Below are 17,372 nucleotides of genomic sequence, written 5' to 3' on the forward strand. Positions count from 1 at the left end.
CCGCCATGACGTACGTTCCGCCTCCGAGCGCCTCCCTAGCGCCTGCCGCCGCTGACCCTGTCGTCCATGCCCTCGGCGGTCTCGGCTCGCCGGTCGAGGGCGCGCGGCTGGGGAGCGTACCGCTGGAGGGGCCGCAGGTGTTGTGGCTGGTGGTGGAGGGGGCACTCGACCTGTTCGCGGTCGACGCGCACCAGCAGGGGCACTGGCACTTTCTGGGGCGCCTCGACCCGGGCGGGCTGCTGCTCGGGCCGGTGGAGGGGCCGCAGCACACGCTGCTCGGCCGGCCCTCCCAGGACTGCCGGCTGCGGCGGATCGCGTTGCGGGAGCTGTGGCGGCCGGAGCCGTACGGGGATGGGTACGGTGATCAGACGTACGGTGTGCGATACGGACCCTCGCAGGGTGACCCGTACGCCCCCGCCGGGCCGACGCCGCTGGAGCACGCGGTCTCCCTCGGCGCCGGGCGCGGCACCGGTGTCCTCTCCGCGGCGCCCCTGGACGGCCGCCCCGCCGCCGCCTCCGGCGCGGCCGTGTCCGACGACGATGTGCTGTGGCTGCCGGTCCCGTCGGGGAGCGTGCAGTACGGCGCGTCCTACAGCGCGGAGGCCGCCGCGGACCTGCTGATGGACGCGGAGCTGTGGCAGCGGATGGTGGACCAGCAGTACCGGCTGCTCACCGCCGTCGACCGCTGGATCGAGCAGGTGGAGCGCGCCCACGAGGACCGTACGGCTGCCGGACTGCGCGCGGGCGAGGCGGTCCGGGCCAGCGCCGACCAGGCGTTGCTGGCCTCGATCGGGCGGCCGGGCGGCGGCGGTGCGGCGGCGGCCGGTGGCGGGCCGGGGGCTGGGGACGATGCCACGTACGCCGTGTGCCGACGGGTCGCGGAGGCGGCCGGGATCACCCTGACCGAGCCGCCGAAGGGGGCTGCCGGGGAGAGCGACCGTATCGGTGCGGCGGAGCGCATCGCGCTCGGCTCCCGGGTCCGCACCCGTGCCGTACGGCTCGACGGGGCCTGGTGGCGCAACGACGCCGGGCCGCTGGTCGGGCAGCGCGCCAAGTCCGGGGCGCCGGTGGCGCTGCTGTGGCAGCGGGGCCGGTACGAGGCGGTCAACCCGGCCACCGGCAGCCGGATCCGGGTCGACGAGGACAACGCGGAGGACTTCGCGGAGCGGGCGGTGATGTTCTACCGGCCGCTGCCCGAGAAGCCGATGCGCACGGCCCGGCTGCTGCTGTTCAGCCTCCGGGGCACCCGGACCGACCTGCGCAACCTCCTCATCAGCGGACTGGTGACGGTCGGGCTCGGCGCTCTGGTGCCGATCGCGACGGGTCAGGTTCTCGGTACGTTCGTGCCCCGGGCGCAGACGGATCTGATCGCGCAGGTGTGCCTGGTCCTGATGATCACGAGCGTCGTCGGCGCCACGTTCATGCTGCTGCAGAGCCTGACGCTGCTGCGGATGGAGGGCCGGATCGAGAGCACACTGCAACCGGCCGTCTGGGACCGGCTGCTGAGACTGCCGACGAGGTTCTTCACCGAGCGTTCGACGGGTGAACTGGCGAGTGCCGCGATGGGGATCAGCGCGATCCGGCGGGTGCTGGCGGGAGTTGGGCCAGTCGCCGTGCAGGCGGGGACGATCGGGGCGGTCAACCTCGGGCTGCTGCTCTTCCACAGCGTGCCGCTGGCACTGGCGGCGATCGGCATGCTCTTCGTCATCGCGGCAGTGTTCCTGGCGCTGGGCCTGTGGCAACTGCGGTGGCAGCGGCGGCTGGTGAAGCTGAACAACCGCCTCAACAACCAGGCGTTCCAGACCTTGCGGGGGCTGCCGAAGCTGCGGGTCGCCGCCGCCGAGAGCTTCGCGTACGCCGCGTGGGCACGGGAGTTCGCGCGCTCGCGGGAGATGCACCAGCGGGCCGGGCGGATCAGGAACATCACCACGGTGCTCGACTCGGTCTATCTGCCGCTCTGTTCGCTCATCATGTTCATGCTGCTGGCCGGTCCGGCGCGCGGGACGATGTCGGCGGGGGCGTTCCTGACCTTCAGCACGTCGGTGACGATGCTGCTGACGTCGGTGACCCAGCTGACCGGCGCCCTGGTGTCGGCGGCCGCCGCGCTGCCGATGTTCGAGCAGGTGAGGCCGGTGCTGGAGGAGGTCCCCGAGGTGCGGAGCGCGAGCGCCCGGCCCGGGGTGCTGTCGGGTGGGATCGAGGCGCGGAAGCTCTCCTTCCGGTACGCCGAGGACGCGCCGTTGGTCCTCGACGATGTCTCGCTGGAGATCCGGCCGGGCGAGTTCGTGGCCGTGGTGGGACCGAGCGGCTGCGGGAAGTCGACGCTGCTGCGCCTGCTGATCGGCTTCGACCGGCCGGAGTCCGGCAGTGTGCTGTACGACGGCCAGGACCTGGCCGCCCTCGACCAGTCGGCGGTGCGGCGGCAGTGCGGGGTGGTGCTGCAGAACGCGCAGCCGCTGACCGGGTCGATCCTGGACTGCATCTGCGGTACGGAGTCCTTCACGCAGGAGGAGGCGTGGGAGGCGGCCGAGATGGCGGGGCTGGCCGAGGACATCCGGCGGATGCCGATGGGGCTGCACACGATGATCGCCGGGGGCGGGGCGATCTCGGGTGGCCAGCGGCAGCGGCTGATGATCGCGGCGGCGCTGATCCGGCGGCCGCGGATCCTCTTCTTCGACGAGGCGACGAGCGCGCTGGACAACGAGACGCAGCGCACGGTGATCGAGAGCACCCAGCGCCTGGACGCCACCCGCCTGGTGATCGCGCACCGGCTGTCCACGGTGATGGACGCGGACCGGGTGGTGGTGATGTCGGAGGGGCGGATCGTGGAGCAGGGGCCGCCTGGTGAGTTGCTGGCGCGGGCGGGGGGCCGGCTGCGTGAGCTGGTGCGGCGGCAGTTGGCGTGATGGACGGCCGAGGGGCCGGCACCGCGACGTGTTCGCGGTGCCGGCCCCTTGCCGTGCGCGTTTCCGGCCGGGGTCAGGAACCCTCGCCGCGCGGGAAGGAGACCTCCACGCGGCGGTTCTTCTTCCGGCCTTCCTCGTTGCTGTTGCTGGCGATCGGGTACTGCTCGCCGTAGCCCCGGATCTCGTACGTGATGGTGGGGCCGAGCGCCTTGGAGAGCACCCCGTGCACGGCGTCGGCGCGCTTCTTGGAGAGCACGTCGCCGTGGGCGGAGGAGCCGAGGTTGTCGGTGAAGCCGAAGACGCGGACCTTGGTGGCGTTCTGCTTCTTGATCTCGTCGGCGATGGCGGCGATACGGGCGTTGGCGGCGGAGCTCAGTTTCGCGCTGTCCTTGCCGAAGAGGACTTCGGCCTGGAGCGCGAACTTGATGTCGGCGTTGCTGTCCTCGCGGCGCTCCTCGCCGCCCAGATCTTCGACCACCTGGACGATGTCGAGGACCTTGGCGGGCCCCAGCGTGCCACCGTCGGGCATCTTGAGGTCCGGGTCGTTGCCGTCGACCTCGACCGGAGGGACCGACTGGGCCTCCGTGCCCGGCGGGACGCTGGGATCGTCGTCGGCCAGGGCGGGCGTCGCCCCGAAAAGCGTGAGACTCGCGACGACCAGGAACGAGGCGGCTGTCAGGCCCGCGTGCCCGGTGCGGGCGCGTGTGTGCGTCATGGCGGGCGTCACCCGGAGATCTTGAGGGACGTGGTGCCGAAGGTCGGGAGGGTGAAGTCGACCTCGGTCGTCGTGCTGGGCGGCGACGGGAACTGCATGAAGATCGGCGTGGACCTGCCTGCGACGAGAGGAGGAATGCCTGTGGTGCACAAGCAGCGGCTCTCGGTGTCCCGCAGGACGTAGTAGCGCTTCTTCCCCTCCTTGTCGACCAGCGTGGCACCCGCGACCGAGTTGGGGTTCTTTGCGGCCAGCAAACTCTCAGAACCCGCCCAGTTGATGGAGTTGCGCGGCTGATCGCTGTCGTTGGTGATGGTGCCCTGGACGGTGACGAAGCCTCCGGAATCACGCTTGGCCTGATGGATGACGAGCGTGAGACCTTCGCCCCGGGCCTCGGCCAGCTTCACGTCCGGATCCACTTCTTCCCCGGCGGCGGTTCCCGGCTCCGGCTCCCCCTTGTCCTCCGGGGTAGGACTTACCGCCGGGGCGGACGGCTTCGCAGAACCTGCGCTCGGCGCGTCACCGCCGTCCTCACCACCGCAGCCGGCAAGGGCAAGGGCGAAGGCAGCCGTCATCGCCACTGCCACCGTCGTCCTTCTGGTTGTTGTGGTGTACCGCATGGTCATGGTCCGATTCCTTTACTCGTCGTTCGCTGTCACTGGTCGACCAACCGCACATCGAAGAGAATCTTGCTCACCGTGGACCATGGCGGAGGACTTGCCGGCACGATCTCCACCACTCGCCCGTTCGAGCACGTGAAGATGAACAGCTCCTGGACACCGTCACTATTGGCATCCACGGCCTTCCAGTTGGGGCAGCGGAACTCGATGAGCGCGGTGGCCTTGGCCTTGGCGAACGTGTTCTGCGTACCAGGGATGACCGACGAGTCCACCGGCTTGCGCCCCTCGACCTCGACCGTGATCCGGTCGCGCAGGTAGCCGAGCTCGGGGTAGCAGGCACGCGTGTCGGCACCGTTGGCGGAAGCAAGTCTCTCCGCGTCGGCACAGGGCGGAGCGAACGTAGAGCCCAGGAACAGCTCCAAGGTGTTGCCCCGCAGCGAGGCGATGAATCCCGCGCCCATCTCGGTACGGGCACGTTGCGCGGCGGCCAGAGCGGCTGCATCTGCGGCTCCCTGGGAACCGTTGCGCAAAGCGGAAGCCTTACCGACGGCGAAGAAGGCGAACGCAAGGAAGAGCAGGCCCGCCACCATCACTACGTAGATGGGGAAGGCCTGCCCTGCGTCGCCGCGGAAGCGACGGCTCATCACTGCGTCGTGATGGACGTCACCAAGCTGTTGATGCGCGTGGAGATCGCGGAACCGATCCCCGTCGCCATGATCGCCCCGATGATCGCCACGACCACCAGAATGATGCCCAGGTACTCGAACGCCGTCTGCCCCCGGTCCTTGCCCGCGTAACGCTTCTGGATGGCGCTGACGGCCGTGTTGGCCCAGCCGTTGACGCGGACGGCGGTCTTCAGGGTGATGTCCGACATGGTGTTCCCCTCCTGGTTCGGCCGGCCGTCTGCCGGTCGGCTCGGGCGTTTCTGCGGTGGCGTCTCCGGTTCCGGCTTCCTCCTGGCCGGTGCCGGGGGCGACGGGAGAAACATAGGGGGGAACCACCGCGCGCTCAGAGGGTCCGTGGGCCCATTCCCGGGCCCAAAAGGTGTTCTGGGCCCTCTCGTCGGGCATCCCGCCGGTCATGGATGCCGTCCCGGGTCCCGGGGGGCCGTGCCGAGCCAGCGGGCGATCGCCTCGCTGCGGCTGGTGCTGTGGAGCTTGGTGAAGATGCGGTTGATGTGGTTCTTGACGGTCTTCTCGCTGATGAAGCAGGTGGCGGCGATCTGCTGATTACTCATTCCGGACGCAATCAGCTCCATGACCTCCACCTCCCTCGAACTCAGCCCGTACTGCTGCCTGTTGGGGGGAGAGACCGACCCCCCGGGTACAGAAGACTGTCCCACAGGAGGTTGCAGTTGCGAAAGGCTTTCGGAATGTTCGCGCTGCCGGGAGGGCTCGTGGACGGGCGTCCGGGCGGACGTCCGCGCATGCGTCGTCGTGAGGGCCGCGCCCAGGCCGTCGGGCAGGGCCGCGCGGTTCGGGGCCGTGCCGTGGCGCATGTGGGCCAGCAGGGCGTCGGCGGCCGTGGCGGTGAAGTGGGCGCGGCCGTTCCTCGTGTCCCGTACCGCCTGCACCAGCTGGTCCGACGTGAACTCGCCGTGCACCAGGTAGCCGCCCGCGCCCAGGCGCAGGGCCTCGTGGACGATCTCGCTCTCGCGGCTGTACGTCAGCATGAGTACGGGGGCGATGCCCACCAGGTGCGGCAGCGCCGAGATGCCGTCCACGCCGGGCATGCGGACGTCCAGCAGGACCACGTCCGGGCGGTGGTGCAGCGTCTTCTCGTACGCCTCCCGGCCGTCCGCCGCCTCCGCGACGACCTGGATGTCGGCCCGGCCCGAGAGCAGGACGCCCAGGCCGGCCCGGACCACGGGGTTGTCGTCGGCCACCACCACCCGGAGCCGGGCCGTGGCGGGCGCGGGGGGCAGGGCGGGGGGAACGGTCGCGGGGTGCGGGGGGCCTGGTTCGAAGGCGTCGTCCGGCATGCTGCGACCTCCTCTCTGGGGCGGGTTCACCCGAAGTTGCGGGTCATAGGGATGGCAAGGGGGCGGTGGCCGGGGCGCCCGCCCCGTCCGGCGCGGGCGCGAACGGCGGTGGCGGTGTCGGTGGTGGTGCCAGCGCCGCCAATGGGAGTTCCACCCGTACCTCCGTCCCCCGCTCCGCCCTCCCCCGGCCGATCCGGATACGGGCCCCGATCGACGCCGCCCGCTCCACCATGCCGACCAGGCCGAAGTGGCCCGCCCGGCGCAGGCTCTCCAGGGTGGTTCCGGCGGGGAGGCCGCGGCCGTCGTCGTACACGCTCACCCTCAGCACGTCGCCCTTCACCCCGGCCAGGACGACCAGGTACGTGGGGCCCGCGTGGCGGTGCGCGTTCTCCAGGGCCTCCGAGGCGACCGTGAGGAGCTGGCGGGCCACCGCCTGGGGGACGGGCGGGACCGGGGTGTCCTCGGCGAGGCGGCGGAACGTGGCCGTCACCGGGTGGCGGGCGGTGAAGTCCGCCGCCTGGGCGGCTAGTTCGGCGACCAAGTCCACGCCGCCCTCCAGGCCCTGTTCGCGGCGCAGGTCCGTCAGCAGCTCCCGCGATTCGGCGGCGGCCCGGCGCGCCGCCCTCGCGACCAGCTCCGCCTGGTGGCGTACGGTCGGCGGGTCCATCCGGTCGGCCGAGCAGGCCAGGCCGTCGGCGGCCAGGGCCAGGCCGTGCAGGGTCTTGGCGACCGAGTCGTGCATCTCCCGGGCCAGGCGGGTGCGCTCGCCCTCCACCGCCTCGTTCACCGCCAGCCGCGCCCGGGTCTCGGTGAGCGCCTGGGTGGCCGTCCCGAAACGGAGGAGCAGGTTGCGCAGGGTGACCCCGACCGCTCCGGCGATCACGCAGAAGCCGGGGAGGAGGAGACCCGTGGCGCCGCCCGCCTCCAGCTTCGGGACGCTCGCGTACACCCCGAAGACGATCACCACCTGGAGCGCCGCGAACACCGCCGCCCCGCGCCAGCCCTGGACCAGGCCGGCCAGCAGCGGGGTGCAGACGGTGACGTACGCGAGGGTCGACTCGGGGGTCGCCGTGATCAGCAGGAGCGAGCCGAAGGCCACGTCGACGGCGAGGAGCCAGGGGTGGCGCAGGAGGACAGGGCCGAAGCGTTCCCAGTCGCGGAACAGGACGTACGAGCCCATGAAGGTGACCAGGACCGCCGAGCCGATGAACCAGGTGGGCAGGCCGGGGGCGGTGTGGCCGATGGCGTACGGGGTGGCGATCGCGATCATCGCCAGGCGGAAGCCGAACACCTGACGGCACATGGCCTGGAGGGCGTTGACCTGGATGGCGAAGGCGGGGGCGGCCGGGGTGCCGGCGTGGGCCCGGGTCAGGTCGGCGGAGAGGCCCGGCTGGGTACCGCTCAGTTGGTATGCCATGTTCCTGTCACCTCCGTCTCGTGCTCCGCGGGACTCCGTAAGGGCCCGTACGCGTACGAGTCCGTACGAGCCTGTAAGAGTCCGCTGCCCCCGTCGTCCCCATCCCTCCCGCCGTTCATGTCAGCCGCCCGTGAGAAACGAGAAGTCGACGTCGGCCCCGTACACGAACCCGACCGTAAGGAGAACGAGCGTGCCGGGCAGCAGGAACGACGTCACCGCGAACGTCGCCTTCGGGACCGCCTTGGCCGCCTTGCGGCGGGCGTTCTGGGCGTCGGTGCGGCGCATGTCGTTGGCGATCTGGATGAGCGTCTCGACGATGGGCGCACCCAGCTCCTCGCCCTGCTGGAGCGTGGTGACGAACATCGCGACCTGCTCCGAGTCGTTGCGGCGGCGCAGCTCCTCGAAGGCCTGGCGGCGGCTGACGCCCATGTCCATCTGGCGCAGGGTGATGCGGAGTTCGTCGGACCAGGGACCCTCGTACTTCTCCGCCACCCGGTCCAGCGCCTGCCGGAAGCCGAGTCCGGCGGAGACGACGACGGCGAGGACGTCGAGGAAGTCCGGCAGGGTGCGCTCGATGTGCTCGCGGCGGACCCGGATCGCCGACCAGATCCCCGCCTCCACCCAGAACAGGCCGAACGCGATCATGAGGAGGGCCAGGAAGAGCTGGCCCTGGAGGAGCATCGAGAAGGCGCCCAGCAGGCCCAGCGCTCCGTAGACCGCACGGCGGGCCGCGTAACGGTCGATGGTGAGGCCGCCCGGGTTTCCGGCCAGGTCGATCTGGCGGCGCTTCTTGTTCACCGCCTTGGGGCCCATCATCCGCAGCACCATCGGGGCCCAGCGGATGCCGAGCCGGTCGATGCCGGAGCCCACCGCACTGGTGCGCGAGGAGCCGGATTCGAGGGCGACCGCGAGGTCGCCGGGGAGCTTGGCGTCGGCCCGGTACATCCGGATGCCGTGGATGGCCCCGTAGACGGCGAGGCCGACGACCAGGGCGAGCAGCAGGTCCATGGCGTTCTTCTCCCAGCCGGTCAGACGTCGATACGGGACAGGCGGCGGATGACCACGAACCCGATCGCGTACAGGGCAATGGCCACGACCACCGCGACCTGGCCGATGAAGGCGCCGGTCATACGGTCCAGGGCGCCGGGCATGACCGCGTTCATCAGGAGCATCGCGCCGATACCGAAGGCCGGTACGGCGTAGGCGGTGACGGTGACCTGGGAGAGCTGGGTCTTGACCTCGCGGCGGGTCTCCTTGCGCTCCTCCAGCGTCTCGGTGAGGTTGCGCAGCGAGCTGACGACCGTACCGCCCGCCCGGTTGGAGAGGACCAATGTGGTGACGAGAACCACCAGTTCGCGGGAGGGCAGCCGGTCCGTCAGCTCGCTCAGCGCTTCGTCCAGGGATTCACCGACCGCCAACCGCCGCGCCACGCGTGCCAGTTCCTCGCCCGCCGGGTCCTCCAGCTCCTCCGCCGCCATGGAGAGCGCGGTGCGCAGGGCCAGGCCCGCCTGGGTGGCGTTGGCCAGGATGCGGGAGAGCTCGGGCAGTTGGTTGATGAAGCGCTCGGTGCGCTTCGTACGCTGCCAGTTGAGGAAGGCGTTGGTGCCCCAGAGGCCGATCAGCGCGGCGACCGGGCCGAAGAAGGCCGCGAGCATGGAGGAGGCGATCATCCACAGCCCGGCCATCGCGAGGAGCGCGTAGACGAAGAACTCGCCGGGGGTGAGCTCCATGCCGGTCGCCGCGAGCTTCAGCTCCAGCTTCCGGCCGAGCGCGGTGGCCCGCAGCCGCCGGTCCAGGCCCTTGAACCGGCGGTGCCGGCCCGTCTCGGGGATCTGGCCGACGTGGGAGAGCCGCTCCACGAGCGCGTCGCGGTCGGCCTTGCCGCCGGAGTAGGCGTACAGGCCCATCACGCCGAGCACACAGGCGAGCAGGGTGACGCCGACGGTGACCAGGGGGAGGTTGACGTTGTCCATGGCGCGGTACCTAGTTGGCCTCTCGGGTGGCGAGCTGTTCGGCGCTCTCCGCGATGCCGAACGCCTGCGGGATGGGCTGGCTCGCCATGTAGAGCCGGTCGGCGACCCTGCGGGGCAGCGGCAGGTACTGGAAGCGGCCGTAGATGCGGCCGTCCGCCGCCATCGGCTGGCCGTTGAACCGGGCCACCGTGACGATCCGGTACGGGTCGCGGCCGTGCGAGTCGAGCACCGCGATCTCGGTGATCTTCCTGGTGCCGTCGGCGTGCCGGGTGAGCTGGACGATCACGTCGACGGCGCTGTTGATCTGGTCGTGCAGCGCCTCGAAGGGGATCTCCACCTCGGACATCGAGGCGAGGGTCTGGAGCCTCATCAGCGCGTCCTCGGCGCTGTTGGCGTGGACGGTGGCGAGCGAGCCGTCGTGGCCGGTGGACATCGCCTGGAGCATGTCGAGGGACTCGCCGCCGCGGACCTCACCGACGACGATGCGGTCGGGGCGCATACGCAGGGAGTTGCGGACCAGGTCGCGGATGGTGATCTGGCCCTTGCCCTCGACGTTGGCCGGGCGGGACTCCAGCCGGATCACATGGTTCTGCTGGAGCTGGAGTTCGGCGGAGTCCTCGATGGTGACGATGCGCTCGGTGTTCGGGATCAGCCCGGAGAGCGCGTTGAGGAGCGTCGTCTTCCCGGTGCCGGTGGCGCCGGAGACGATGATGTTGAACTTGGCCTGGACGAGCCCGGCGAGCAGGATCAGCATCTGCTCGTCCAGCGAGCCGAAGCCGATCATCTCCTGGAGGGTGAAGGAGCGCGGGAAGCGGCGGATGGTGAGCGTGGCGCCGGTCAGCGAGAGCGGCGGGATGATCACGTTGACACGTTCGCCGCTGGGGAGGCGGGCGTCGACCATCGGATTCGACTCGTCCACCCGGCGGTTGACGGTCGACACGATGCGTTCGATGGTCTGCATCAGCTGCTCGTGCGAGCCGAAGCGCATCGGGAGCTGCTCGACCTTGCCGCTGCGCTCGACGAAGATCTGGTCCGGGCCGTTCACCATGATCTCGGTGATCGACGCGTCCTCCAGGAGCGGTTCCAGGATGCCGAGGCCCAGCGCCTCGTCCACGACGCGCCGGATGAGCTGCGAGCGCTCGACGGTGGAGAGGACGGGGCCCTCGCGGCTGATGATGTGGCCGAGTACGCGCTCCAGACGGGCCCGCCGGTCGGCGGCGGCCAGCGAGGACATCTCCGCGAGGTCGATCTCCTCCAGCAGCTTGGCCCGGTAGGTGGCCACCATGTGGCCGTCCTCCCGTGCGCCGCCGTGCTCGTCCGGGGCGGTCATGCGTGCCCGCAGGCTCATCTGCCCAACTCTCCTCGGTGTCGCGGGTGTTACGGGTGTTGCGGGATCCATCCAGCCTGTTGAGGGGCGGCTACTCGCGCGGCATCGTGGCGCTCCGCTTCGCCCACCAGCCGTCCAGGCCGGGGACGACGGAGGGGACCTTGACCTGGACCGTCGCGGTGATGTCCCGGCCGCCGCGCTGGCTGTACCGGAACCCGCCGTCGCCCAGCCAGCCGCTCACCGCGCTGCGGGCCGTCGACTGCGGGTCGCCGTGGGCGTCGTAGCTGGCCGCCGTACGGGCTCCGGCGCGTGCGGCCGTGCCCGCCTGGTTGGCGGCGTACGCGGCGAGGCCGAGCTGGAGGGCCCCCATGGCGACGAGGAGCAGGAGGGGGAGGAAGCCGAGATACTCCAGGGCGACCTGGCCCCGGTCCCGGCCCTGGCCTCGGTCCCGCTCCCGGTCCGTCGCGGCCCGCCCGGGCCCGCCGGGCCGTCCCGCCCTGATGTGTCCGCTGTACGGCATGGTCGTCGTCATCGCTCAGTCCTCCAGCGCCGATCCGGCTTCGCCGTCGATGTCGATGTCCAGGTCGAAGAGGCCGGGCACCAGCACCGGCACCTTGAGCGTCACCCTCGCCTCGTAGAGGCCCGAGCCCCGCCCGCACTCCACCCGTGCCGCCCCCGACCAGGCGTCGGGCAGGTCCTTCATCGCGCCCGCCCGGCACGCCGCGTCCGCCCCGTACTCCGCGCCGCTCCCCTTGCGCGCGCCCACGTCCGCCGCGTTGCCCGCGAGGCTGAAGGTGTAGCCGATCAGGGCGCACTCCCAGAGCACGAGCATGATCAGGATGATGAAGGGGGTCATCCCCAGGAACTCGACCGAGGTCTGCCCCCGGTCACCCCCTCGGGGGCGCTCCCGGAGGCCCCTGAGCCCCCGTATGCCGGTGCGGGCCGTCCTTGTGGTGGTCGTCATTGCTCAACGTGTCCCCTCAGCGTCGGCGGGCCCGCCGCGCCGGCGGCGCGTGCTTCCGGTCGAGCCCCGGTCGTTCTTGAAGGTGCCGCTGTTCCTCTTGGCCAGAACGCCGCCGGACTTCTTGGCGGTCACGCTCGGCTTGACGATGCCCAGCTCTCCGGCCAGCCCCCACAGGGCCTGCTTGACCGTGCTCTTGGCGTCCAGTTCGTGCAGGCGGCCGGAGTCGACGGCGGCCTGGAGCTCCTTGAAGTTGGCGGGGACCGCCGCGGCGGCGACCCGGGTGCCGGTGATCTTCTGGATCAGGGGCGGCTGGATCTCGGTGTTGCGGGTGAAGCGGTTGACCAGGGTGACGGTCTCCTCGGCCTTGCGGATCTGGAGCCGTTCCCACATCCGTACGACACGTTTCGCGCCGCGCACCGCGACCACGTCCGGGGTCGTCACCAGCAGGGCCGTGTCCGCCATCTCGATGGCGGCCGCGTTGGCCCCGTTCATCTGGCCGCCGCAGTCGATGACGACGATCTCGTACCGGGAGCGCAGGGCGCTGACGATCTGCCGGGCCGAGCGGTCGCTGACCTCCTCGCCGCGTTCGCCCTCGCCGGGGGCGAGCAGCAGGGCGAGGCCGGTGGAGTGGGAGAAGACGGCGTCGGCGAGGACCCGGGGCGAGATGTCGGTGATCAGGGCGAGGTCGACGAGTGAGCGCCGGAACTGTACGTCGAGGAAGGAGGCGATGTCGCCGGTCTGGAGGTCCATGTCGACCAGGGCGACGGTGTGGCCGGACGCCTGGGCGGCCAGGGCGAGCTGGATGGCGGTGACGGTGGCGCCGACGCCGCCCTTGGCGCCGGTGACCGTGACGACCGTGCCCCCGGGGCCGGTGAAGACGTCGTTGGCGGAGGAGAGGTGGCGGCGTACGCCGGTGGACCACTGGGCGGCGGCCTGGACCCGGTTGGCGAGCTCCTCGTACCCCACCGGCAGGGTGACCAGGCCGCGCGCCCCGGAGTCCATCGCGTCGGCGAAGAGGTGGGGACTGGCATCCGTGGTGATCATGACGACCCCGACGGAGGGGAACCGCAGGGACACCTCCCGGATCAGCTCCAGGGCCGGGACCGGGCCGATCCGCTCGTGCACCAGCACCACTTCGGGCAGCTCGTCCAGGGCCTCGCCAGCGAGGCGGGCCAGGGTGTCGATCAGCTGGGTCGAGTCGGTGACCGGGGCCGCCGGTTCGGCGTCGGGGAGCTGGCTGAGCAGGGTGGTGAGGGCGCGGGCCGCGTCGGGGTCGGCCACGGCCGGGAGGATTCTGGTGGTCATCCGGTCCCTCACTTGTCCTTGTCGAGGGTGTAGGTGCGGTCGCCCGGGCGGATGGTGCCGTCGCTGCCGGGGGCGACGAGTGCGAGACGTACGTGCTCCGCGAAGGACTCGGCGTAGGCGATGCGCTGGGTGTCCAGCGTGTTCAGGGCGAAGGTGATCGGCACGGCCTCGGTCATCTGGGTGCGCCGGTCGTCGCCGCTCGGGTTCAGTGCGGTGAGCTTGCCGACCTCCAGCACCTTGGCGTTGGAGACGATGACCTTGGACTGGGCGGGTTCGGCGTTCTCCTGCTGCTGCTCGCCCGCGAAGGTGGCGTAGATGTTGACCGTGGCGCCCGGTGTGATCTTGCCCGCCACGCCGGTGGCGGCGTCGATCATGATGGCGATCTCCTGCTCACCGGCGCGGAGTTCGGGTTTGCGCACCATCATGTCCGACTGGAGGAGCGAGCCGCCGCGGAGCTGCGTGACGGCGATCTTCCCCTCGACCTCCCGCAGGTCGGTCACGGCGTTCTCCGACAGCCAGCGCTTGGGCATCGCGATCTTCTCGAACTGGCCGCTGTTCAGCGCCGTGTAGGGGGCCACGTCGGATTTCAGCTGGTAGGCGGTCACCTCGGGGCCGACCTTGGAGTTCACATCGCTGATCACCGAGAGCACGCCGGCGAAGGCACCGAAGGCACACAGGACCGACAGGAGCAGGAGTATCACGCCGCGGCGCTGGCGGGAGTTCATGGCCGGACAACCTCGTTCGAATCGGATGCGTGGGGCAGCGGACAGAGAGGGAGGCGGGGTGAGGCGGTACGGGCCGGGGACCGGGCGCCTGGGCCGGGCGGGCCTAGGGTCCGGAACGCTCTCCGGCTTCCAGCTGAAGGACACCGCCGGCCGGCCTGCGGTTCTCGGGGGCGGCGAGCGGTGCGGAACAGAAGGCGCAGCGGTCGCCGATGAGTTCCATCTCGCACCAGTGGCACCGCTCCCGGCGGACCGAGGAGACCAGCTGGTACAGCACGGAGAGGTCCGGGAGATGGGCGGCGAACTCCACCAGCCGCCCTGTGCCCCACCAGCGCGCGGAGTCGGCGGGCAGGCGCGTGTCGTGTACGGCCTGGACCTTCCAGGCGGGCGCGAGGGTCTCCTGTACCCAGTCCGACTGCAACTGCCCCTGGGCGACGAGAAGATGCGTACGGAATTCCGGTCCGGCCAGGGGTTCGGCGGCCGGGCCCACCTTGATGAGCTGCGGTTCGGGGCCGGCGAGTACGGCGAACTGGGAGCCGGGGACCCAGGACCTGGCATGGCTCTTGAGGCTGACCGGGACCCGGTCGAGCTTGGCGACCGAGTTGAGCAGGGCGCCCGCGTAGATGTAGTGCGACAGCAGCCGGGCGGCGGAGGCGACGACCCCGGGGCTGAAGTCGCAGATGGACAACTGCCGCAGCTGGCGGACGAGTACGGCCACGCCGAGGGGCGGCAGGTCGACCTTGACCAGGGCGATCCGGTCGCTCTCCAGGACCGAGCGGATGGAGTGGAGCCGGCGTTCGTGCTCGGGCCGGATGCCGGAGGGGTAGAGGGCGATCACATATCCGTGCTGTTCGAGCAGCAGATGCATGTCGCCGATCGCCAGCTCCAGGACCTGGGCTTCGGGGGCCTGGAGCAGGGCCGCGGTCGGTGTCTGCTGATCGGTGGGCGGCAGCACCAGATCTGCACTCGTCACTGCTATTGCGGTCGGCACGCTCTTCCCCGTTCGGCTCCGGCCGCCGTCGAGACGTCGGCCGCAATCGCTCCTGCTCCGTGCTCCTGCCTCAGCACTTTAGCCACGTCTCACCAGGCAGAGAACAGTTATCGGAGACCAGTGCGTCATCATGCGAACACCGTTCGTACGGGGGTCGGGTGCTAAACAGGATGAAATCGATTCCGGTCAACTTCTCCACCACTGCGGAGCGTTACCGAACCCGTCATCCGGAATCCGGGCGCACTTTCATTCCCGCACGTCAGGGCGGATAGGGGCGCGTTCCGGATCATTTCGGCGGGCGGTTTCGTCACGGTACGAAGACCTTCGGCAAGATCACCCGTGGGGGTAACGCGGTACGGGCGCGGGGGTGCCGTCCGGCAAAGAAATTCCGGCCCGGGACGCTTCACCGAGCGCCTCGCGGGCGCCCCTCCGGCCTCCCGCGCGAGCGGCCGCCACCCCCTCCGGAAGCCCCGATCACTGCCAGAGGTCTTGACAACTTGATTGGTCTGGACCAGTTTATCCGCCAGCGGTGACGACCGCTTCCGTTCCACCCGCACGTCCACCCGCACGGCCTTCCCCATCCCCGGCGCCGTGCACCCGTCCGTCCGGCACGCCCGCACCGCCGCACCACCCCCGCCACGCACCACCAACTCCCCACCGGAGGCCCACGTGCAACGCTCCGCAGGCAGCAGAAGACGCAGAAGGAACACCTCCCGTCCGTTCCTCGGCGGCGCCATGGCCGTCATCGCGGCGGGCGCCCTGACCGTCACCGGCCTCGTCTCCACCGCTCAGGCCGCCGACGTCAACAACGCCAAGAACGCGGGCTTCGAGTCCGGGCTCGCCAACTGGTCCTGTTCCGCCGGGAGCGGCACCACCGTCTCCACCCCCGTGCGCAGCGGCACCTCCGCGCTGAAGGCCGCCCCGGCCGGCCAGGACCACGCCAAGTGCACGCAGACCGTGGCCGTGAAGCCCAACTCGACGTACGCGCTGAGCTCCTGGGTGCAGGGCGGTTACGCCTACCTCGGGGTGACCGGCAGCGGAACGACCGACGTCTCCACCTGGACGCCGGGCTCCACCACCTGGACCAAGCTGTCCACGAGCTTCAAGACCGGCGCCAACACCACGTCGGTGACCATCTACACCCACGGCTGGTACGGGCAGTCCGCCTACTTCGCCGACGACGTCGAGGTCACCGGACCCGACGGCGGTGGCGGCGGTGACGGTCCAGGACCGGTCATCCCGGCGGCCCCCGCCGGTCTCACCGCGGGTGCCACGACGACCTCCTCCGTCGCCCTGTCCTGGAACGCGGTCTCCGGCGCCACGGGCTACAAGGTCTACCGGGACGGTGTGCAGGCCACCACCTCCACCGGGACCTCGGCGACCGTCACGGGGCTCGCCGCCGACACGGCGTACCAGTTCACCGTGAGCGCCACCAACGCGGCCGGTGAGTCGGTCAAGTCCGCCGCCGTGAGCGCCCGTACGGCCAAGCCCGGTACGGGCGGCCCCGGCCCCGCCGTGCCCAAGCACGCGGTGACCGGCTACTGGCAGAACTTCAACAACGGCGCGGCCGTCCAGAAGCTCACCGACGTCCCGGCCGACTACGACATCATCGCGGTCTCCTTCGCGGACGCCACGCCGACGCCGGGCGCGGTCACCTTCAAGCTGGACAGCGCCGGCCTCGGCGGCTACACCGACGCCCAGTTCCGCGCGGACATCAAGACCAAGCAGGCGCAGGGCAAGAACGTCATCATCTCGATCGGCGGCGAGCTGGGCACGGTCCGGGTCGACAACGACGCCTCCGCCACCGCGTTCGCCAACTCGGTGTACGCGCTGATGCAGGACTACGGCTTCAACGGGGTCGACATCGACCTGGAGAACGGCCTCAACGCGACGTACATGACGAAGGCGCTGCGCCAGCTGTCGGCGAAGGCGGGCAGCGGGCTCGTCATCACGATGGCGCCGCAGACCATCGACATGCAGTCGACGTCCGGTGAGTACTTCAAGACGGCGCTCAACATCAAGGACATCCTGACCGTCGTCAACATGCAGTACTACAACAGCGGTTCGATGCTGGGCTGCGACGGCAAGGTGTACTCGCAGGGCTCGGTGGACTTCCTCACCGCGCTCGCCTGCATCCAGCTGGAGGGCGGCCTCGACCCGAGCCAGGTCGGCATCGGTGTCCCGGCCTCCACCCGCGGCGCGGGCAGCGGCTATGTCGCCCCGTCGATCGTGAACGCCGCCCTGGACTGCCTGACCAAGGGCACCAACTGCGGTTCGTTCAAGCCCTCGAAGACCTACCCGTCGCTCCGTGGCGCGATGACCTGGTCGACCAACTGGGACGCGACGGCCGGGTTCGCCTGGTCGAAGGCGGTCGGCCCGCACGTCCGCAGCCTGCCGTAACCGCAACCGCACCCGGTATCACCACCCCGAAACCTGCAGCGCCGCCGCTCCCCC

General features: G+C 70.7%; 16 protein-coding genes. 2 read left to right on the forward strand and 14 right to left on the reverse strand.

Annotated features, from left to right (window positions below):
* The first annotated feature begins 5 nt into the window (after window positions 1–5).
* The gene (locus R2B67_RS11760; RefSeq protein ID WP_317817723.1) at window positions 6–2,906 is read left to right on the forward strand and encodes an NHLP bacteriocin export ABC transporter permease/ATPase subunit; all 2,901 of its coding nucleotides are present in this window, start codon (window positions 6–8) and stop codon (window positions 2,904–2,906) included.
* A gap of 73 nt (window positions 2,907–2,979) precedes the next feature.
* Here R2B67_RS11760 and R2B67_RS11765 read toward each other — a convergent pair whose 3' ends face one another.
* The 14 genes from R2B67_RS11765 to R2B67_RS11830 all read right to left on the reverse strand — a co-directional run bounded on the left by R2B67_RS11765 (window position 2,980) and on the right by R2B67_RS11830 (window position 14,900).
* The gene (locus tag R2B67_RS11765) at window positions 2,980–3,621 is read right to left on the reverse strand and encodes an OmpA family protein (protein WP_317817725.1); all 642 of its coding nucleotides are present in this window, start codon (window positions 3,619–3,621) and stop codon (window positions 2,980–2,982) included.
* A gap of 8 nt (window positions 3,622–3,629) precedes the next feature.
* The gene (locus R2B67_RS11770; RefSeq protein WP_317817727.1) at window positions 3,630–4,244 is read right to left on the reverse strand and encodes a hypothetical protein; all 615 of its coding nucleotides are present in this window, start codon (window positions 4,242–4,244) and stop codon (window positions 3,630–3,632) included.
* 29 nt (window positions 4,245–4,273) lie between these two features.
* Window positions 4,274–4,882 (reverse strand): pilus assembly protein TadG-related protein, encoded by a 609-nt coding sequence (locus R2B67_RS11775; protein ID WP_317817728.1) that lies wholly within the window; start codon window positions 4,880–4,882, stop codon window positions 4,274–4,276.
* Complete coding sequence (locus R2B67_RS11780; RefSeq protein ID WP_317817729.1) at window positions 4,882–5,112, reverse strand: hypothetical protein; 231 nt, start codon at window positions 5,110–5,112, stop codon at window positions 4,882–4,884. Before R2B67_RS11780 ends, R2B67_RS11775 begins: the two co-directional genes overlap by 1 nt.
* Window positions 5,113–5,316: 204 nt before the next feature.
* The gene (locus R2B67_RS11785; RefSeq protein ID WP_317817730.1) at window positions 5,317–6,219 is read right to left on the reverse strand and encodes a response regulator; all 903 of its coding nucleotides are present in this window, start codon (window positions 6,217–6,219) and stop codon (window positions 5,317–5,319) included.
* Window positions 6,220–6,262: 43 nt separating this feature from the next.
* Window positions 6,263–7,636, reverse strand: a complete 1,374-nt coding sequence (locus R2B67_RS11790) for a sensor histidine kinase (protein WP_317817731.1) — start codon at window positions 7,634–7,636, stop codon at window positions 6,263–6,265.
* A gap of 120 nt (window positions 7,637–7,756) precedes the next feature.
* Complete coding sequence (locus R2B67_RS11795; RefSeq protein ID WP_317817732.1) at window positions 7,757–8,644, reverse strand: DUF5936 domain-containing protein; 888 nt, start codon at window positions 8,642–8,644, stop codon at window positions 7,757–7,759.
* A 20-nt stretch (window positions 8,645–8,664) separates the two neighbouring features.
* A complete protein-coding gene (locus R2B67_RS11800) occupies window positions 8,665–9,609 on the reverse strand; it encodes a type II secretion system F family protein (RefSeq protein WP_317817733.1) in 945 nt (314 codons plus the stop codon).
* Window positions 9,610–9,619: 10 nt separating this feature from the next.
* On the reverse strand, window positions 9,620–10,957 hold the full coding sequence (locus tag R2B67_RS11805; RefSeq protein ID WP_109979344.1) for a TadA family conjugal transfer-associated ATPase: 1,338 nt from the start codon (window positions 10,955–10,957) through the stop codon (window positions 9,620–9,622).
* A 70-nt stretch (window positions 10,958–11,027) separates the two neighbouring features.
* Entirely contained in the window at window positions 11,028–11,468 is a 441-nt protein-coding gene (locus tag R2B67_RS11810; protein WP_317817734.1) for a TadE/TadG family type IV pilus assembly protein, read from the reverse strand.
* 3 nt (window positions 11,469–11,471) lie between these two features.
* Window positions 11,472–11,900 carry a TadE/TadG family type IV pilus assembly protein gene (locus tag R2B67_RS11815; RefSeq protein ID WP_317817735.1) on the reverse strand — a complete coding sequence of 143 codons (429 nt, stop codon included), beginning with the start codon at window positions 11,898–11,900 and terminating at the stop codon, window positions 11,472–11,474.
* A 3-nt stretch (window positions 11,901–11,903) separates the two neighbouring features.
* Window positions 11,904–13,205: a CpaE/TadZ family protein gene (locus R2B67_RS11820; protein ID WP_317817736.1), complete on the reverse strand. Its 1,302-nt coding sequence runs from the start codon at window positions 13,203–13,205 to the stop codon at window positions 11,904–11,906.
* 8 nt (window positions 13,206–13,213) lie between these two features.
* Entirely contained in the window at window positions 13,214–13,930 is a 717-nt protein-coding gene (gene cpaB, locus R2B67_RS11825) for a Flp pilus assembly protein CpaB (protein ID WP_018510312.1), read from the reverse strand.
* A gap of 103 nt (window positions 13,931–14,033) precedes the next feature.
* A complete protein-coding gene (locus R2B67_RS11830) occupies window positions 14,034–14,900 on the reverse strand; it encodes a hypothetical protein (RefSeq protein WP_026241159.1) in 867 nt (288 codons plus the stop codon).
* A gap of 687 nt (window positions 14,901–15,587) precedes the next feature.
* Between R2B67_RS11830 and R2B67_RS11835 the strand changes: the two genes are divergently transcribed.
* Window positions 15,588–17,318 (forward strand): chitinase, encoded by a 1,731-nt coding sequence (locus tag R2B67_RS11835; RefSeq protein WP_317817738.1) that lies wholly within the window; start codon window positions 15,588–15,590, stop codon window positions 17,316–17,318.
* Window positions 17,319–17,372: the final 54 nt, after the last annotated feature.

Source organism: Streptomyces cyaneofuscatus (assembly GCF_033109485.1).
Taxonomy (GTDB): domain Bacteria; phylum Actinomycetota; class Actinomycetes; order Streptomycetales; family Streptomycetaceae; genus Streptomyces; species Streptomyces cyaneofuscatus.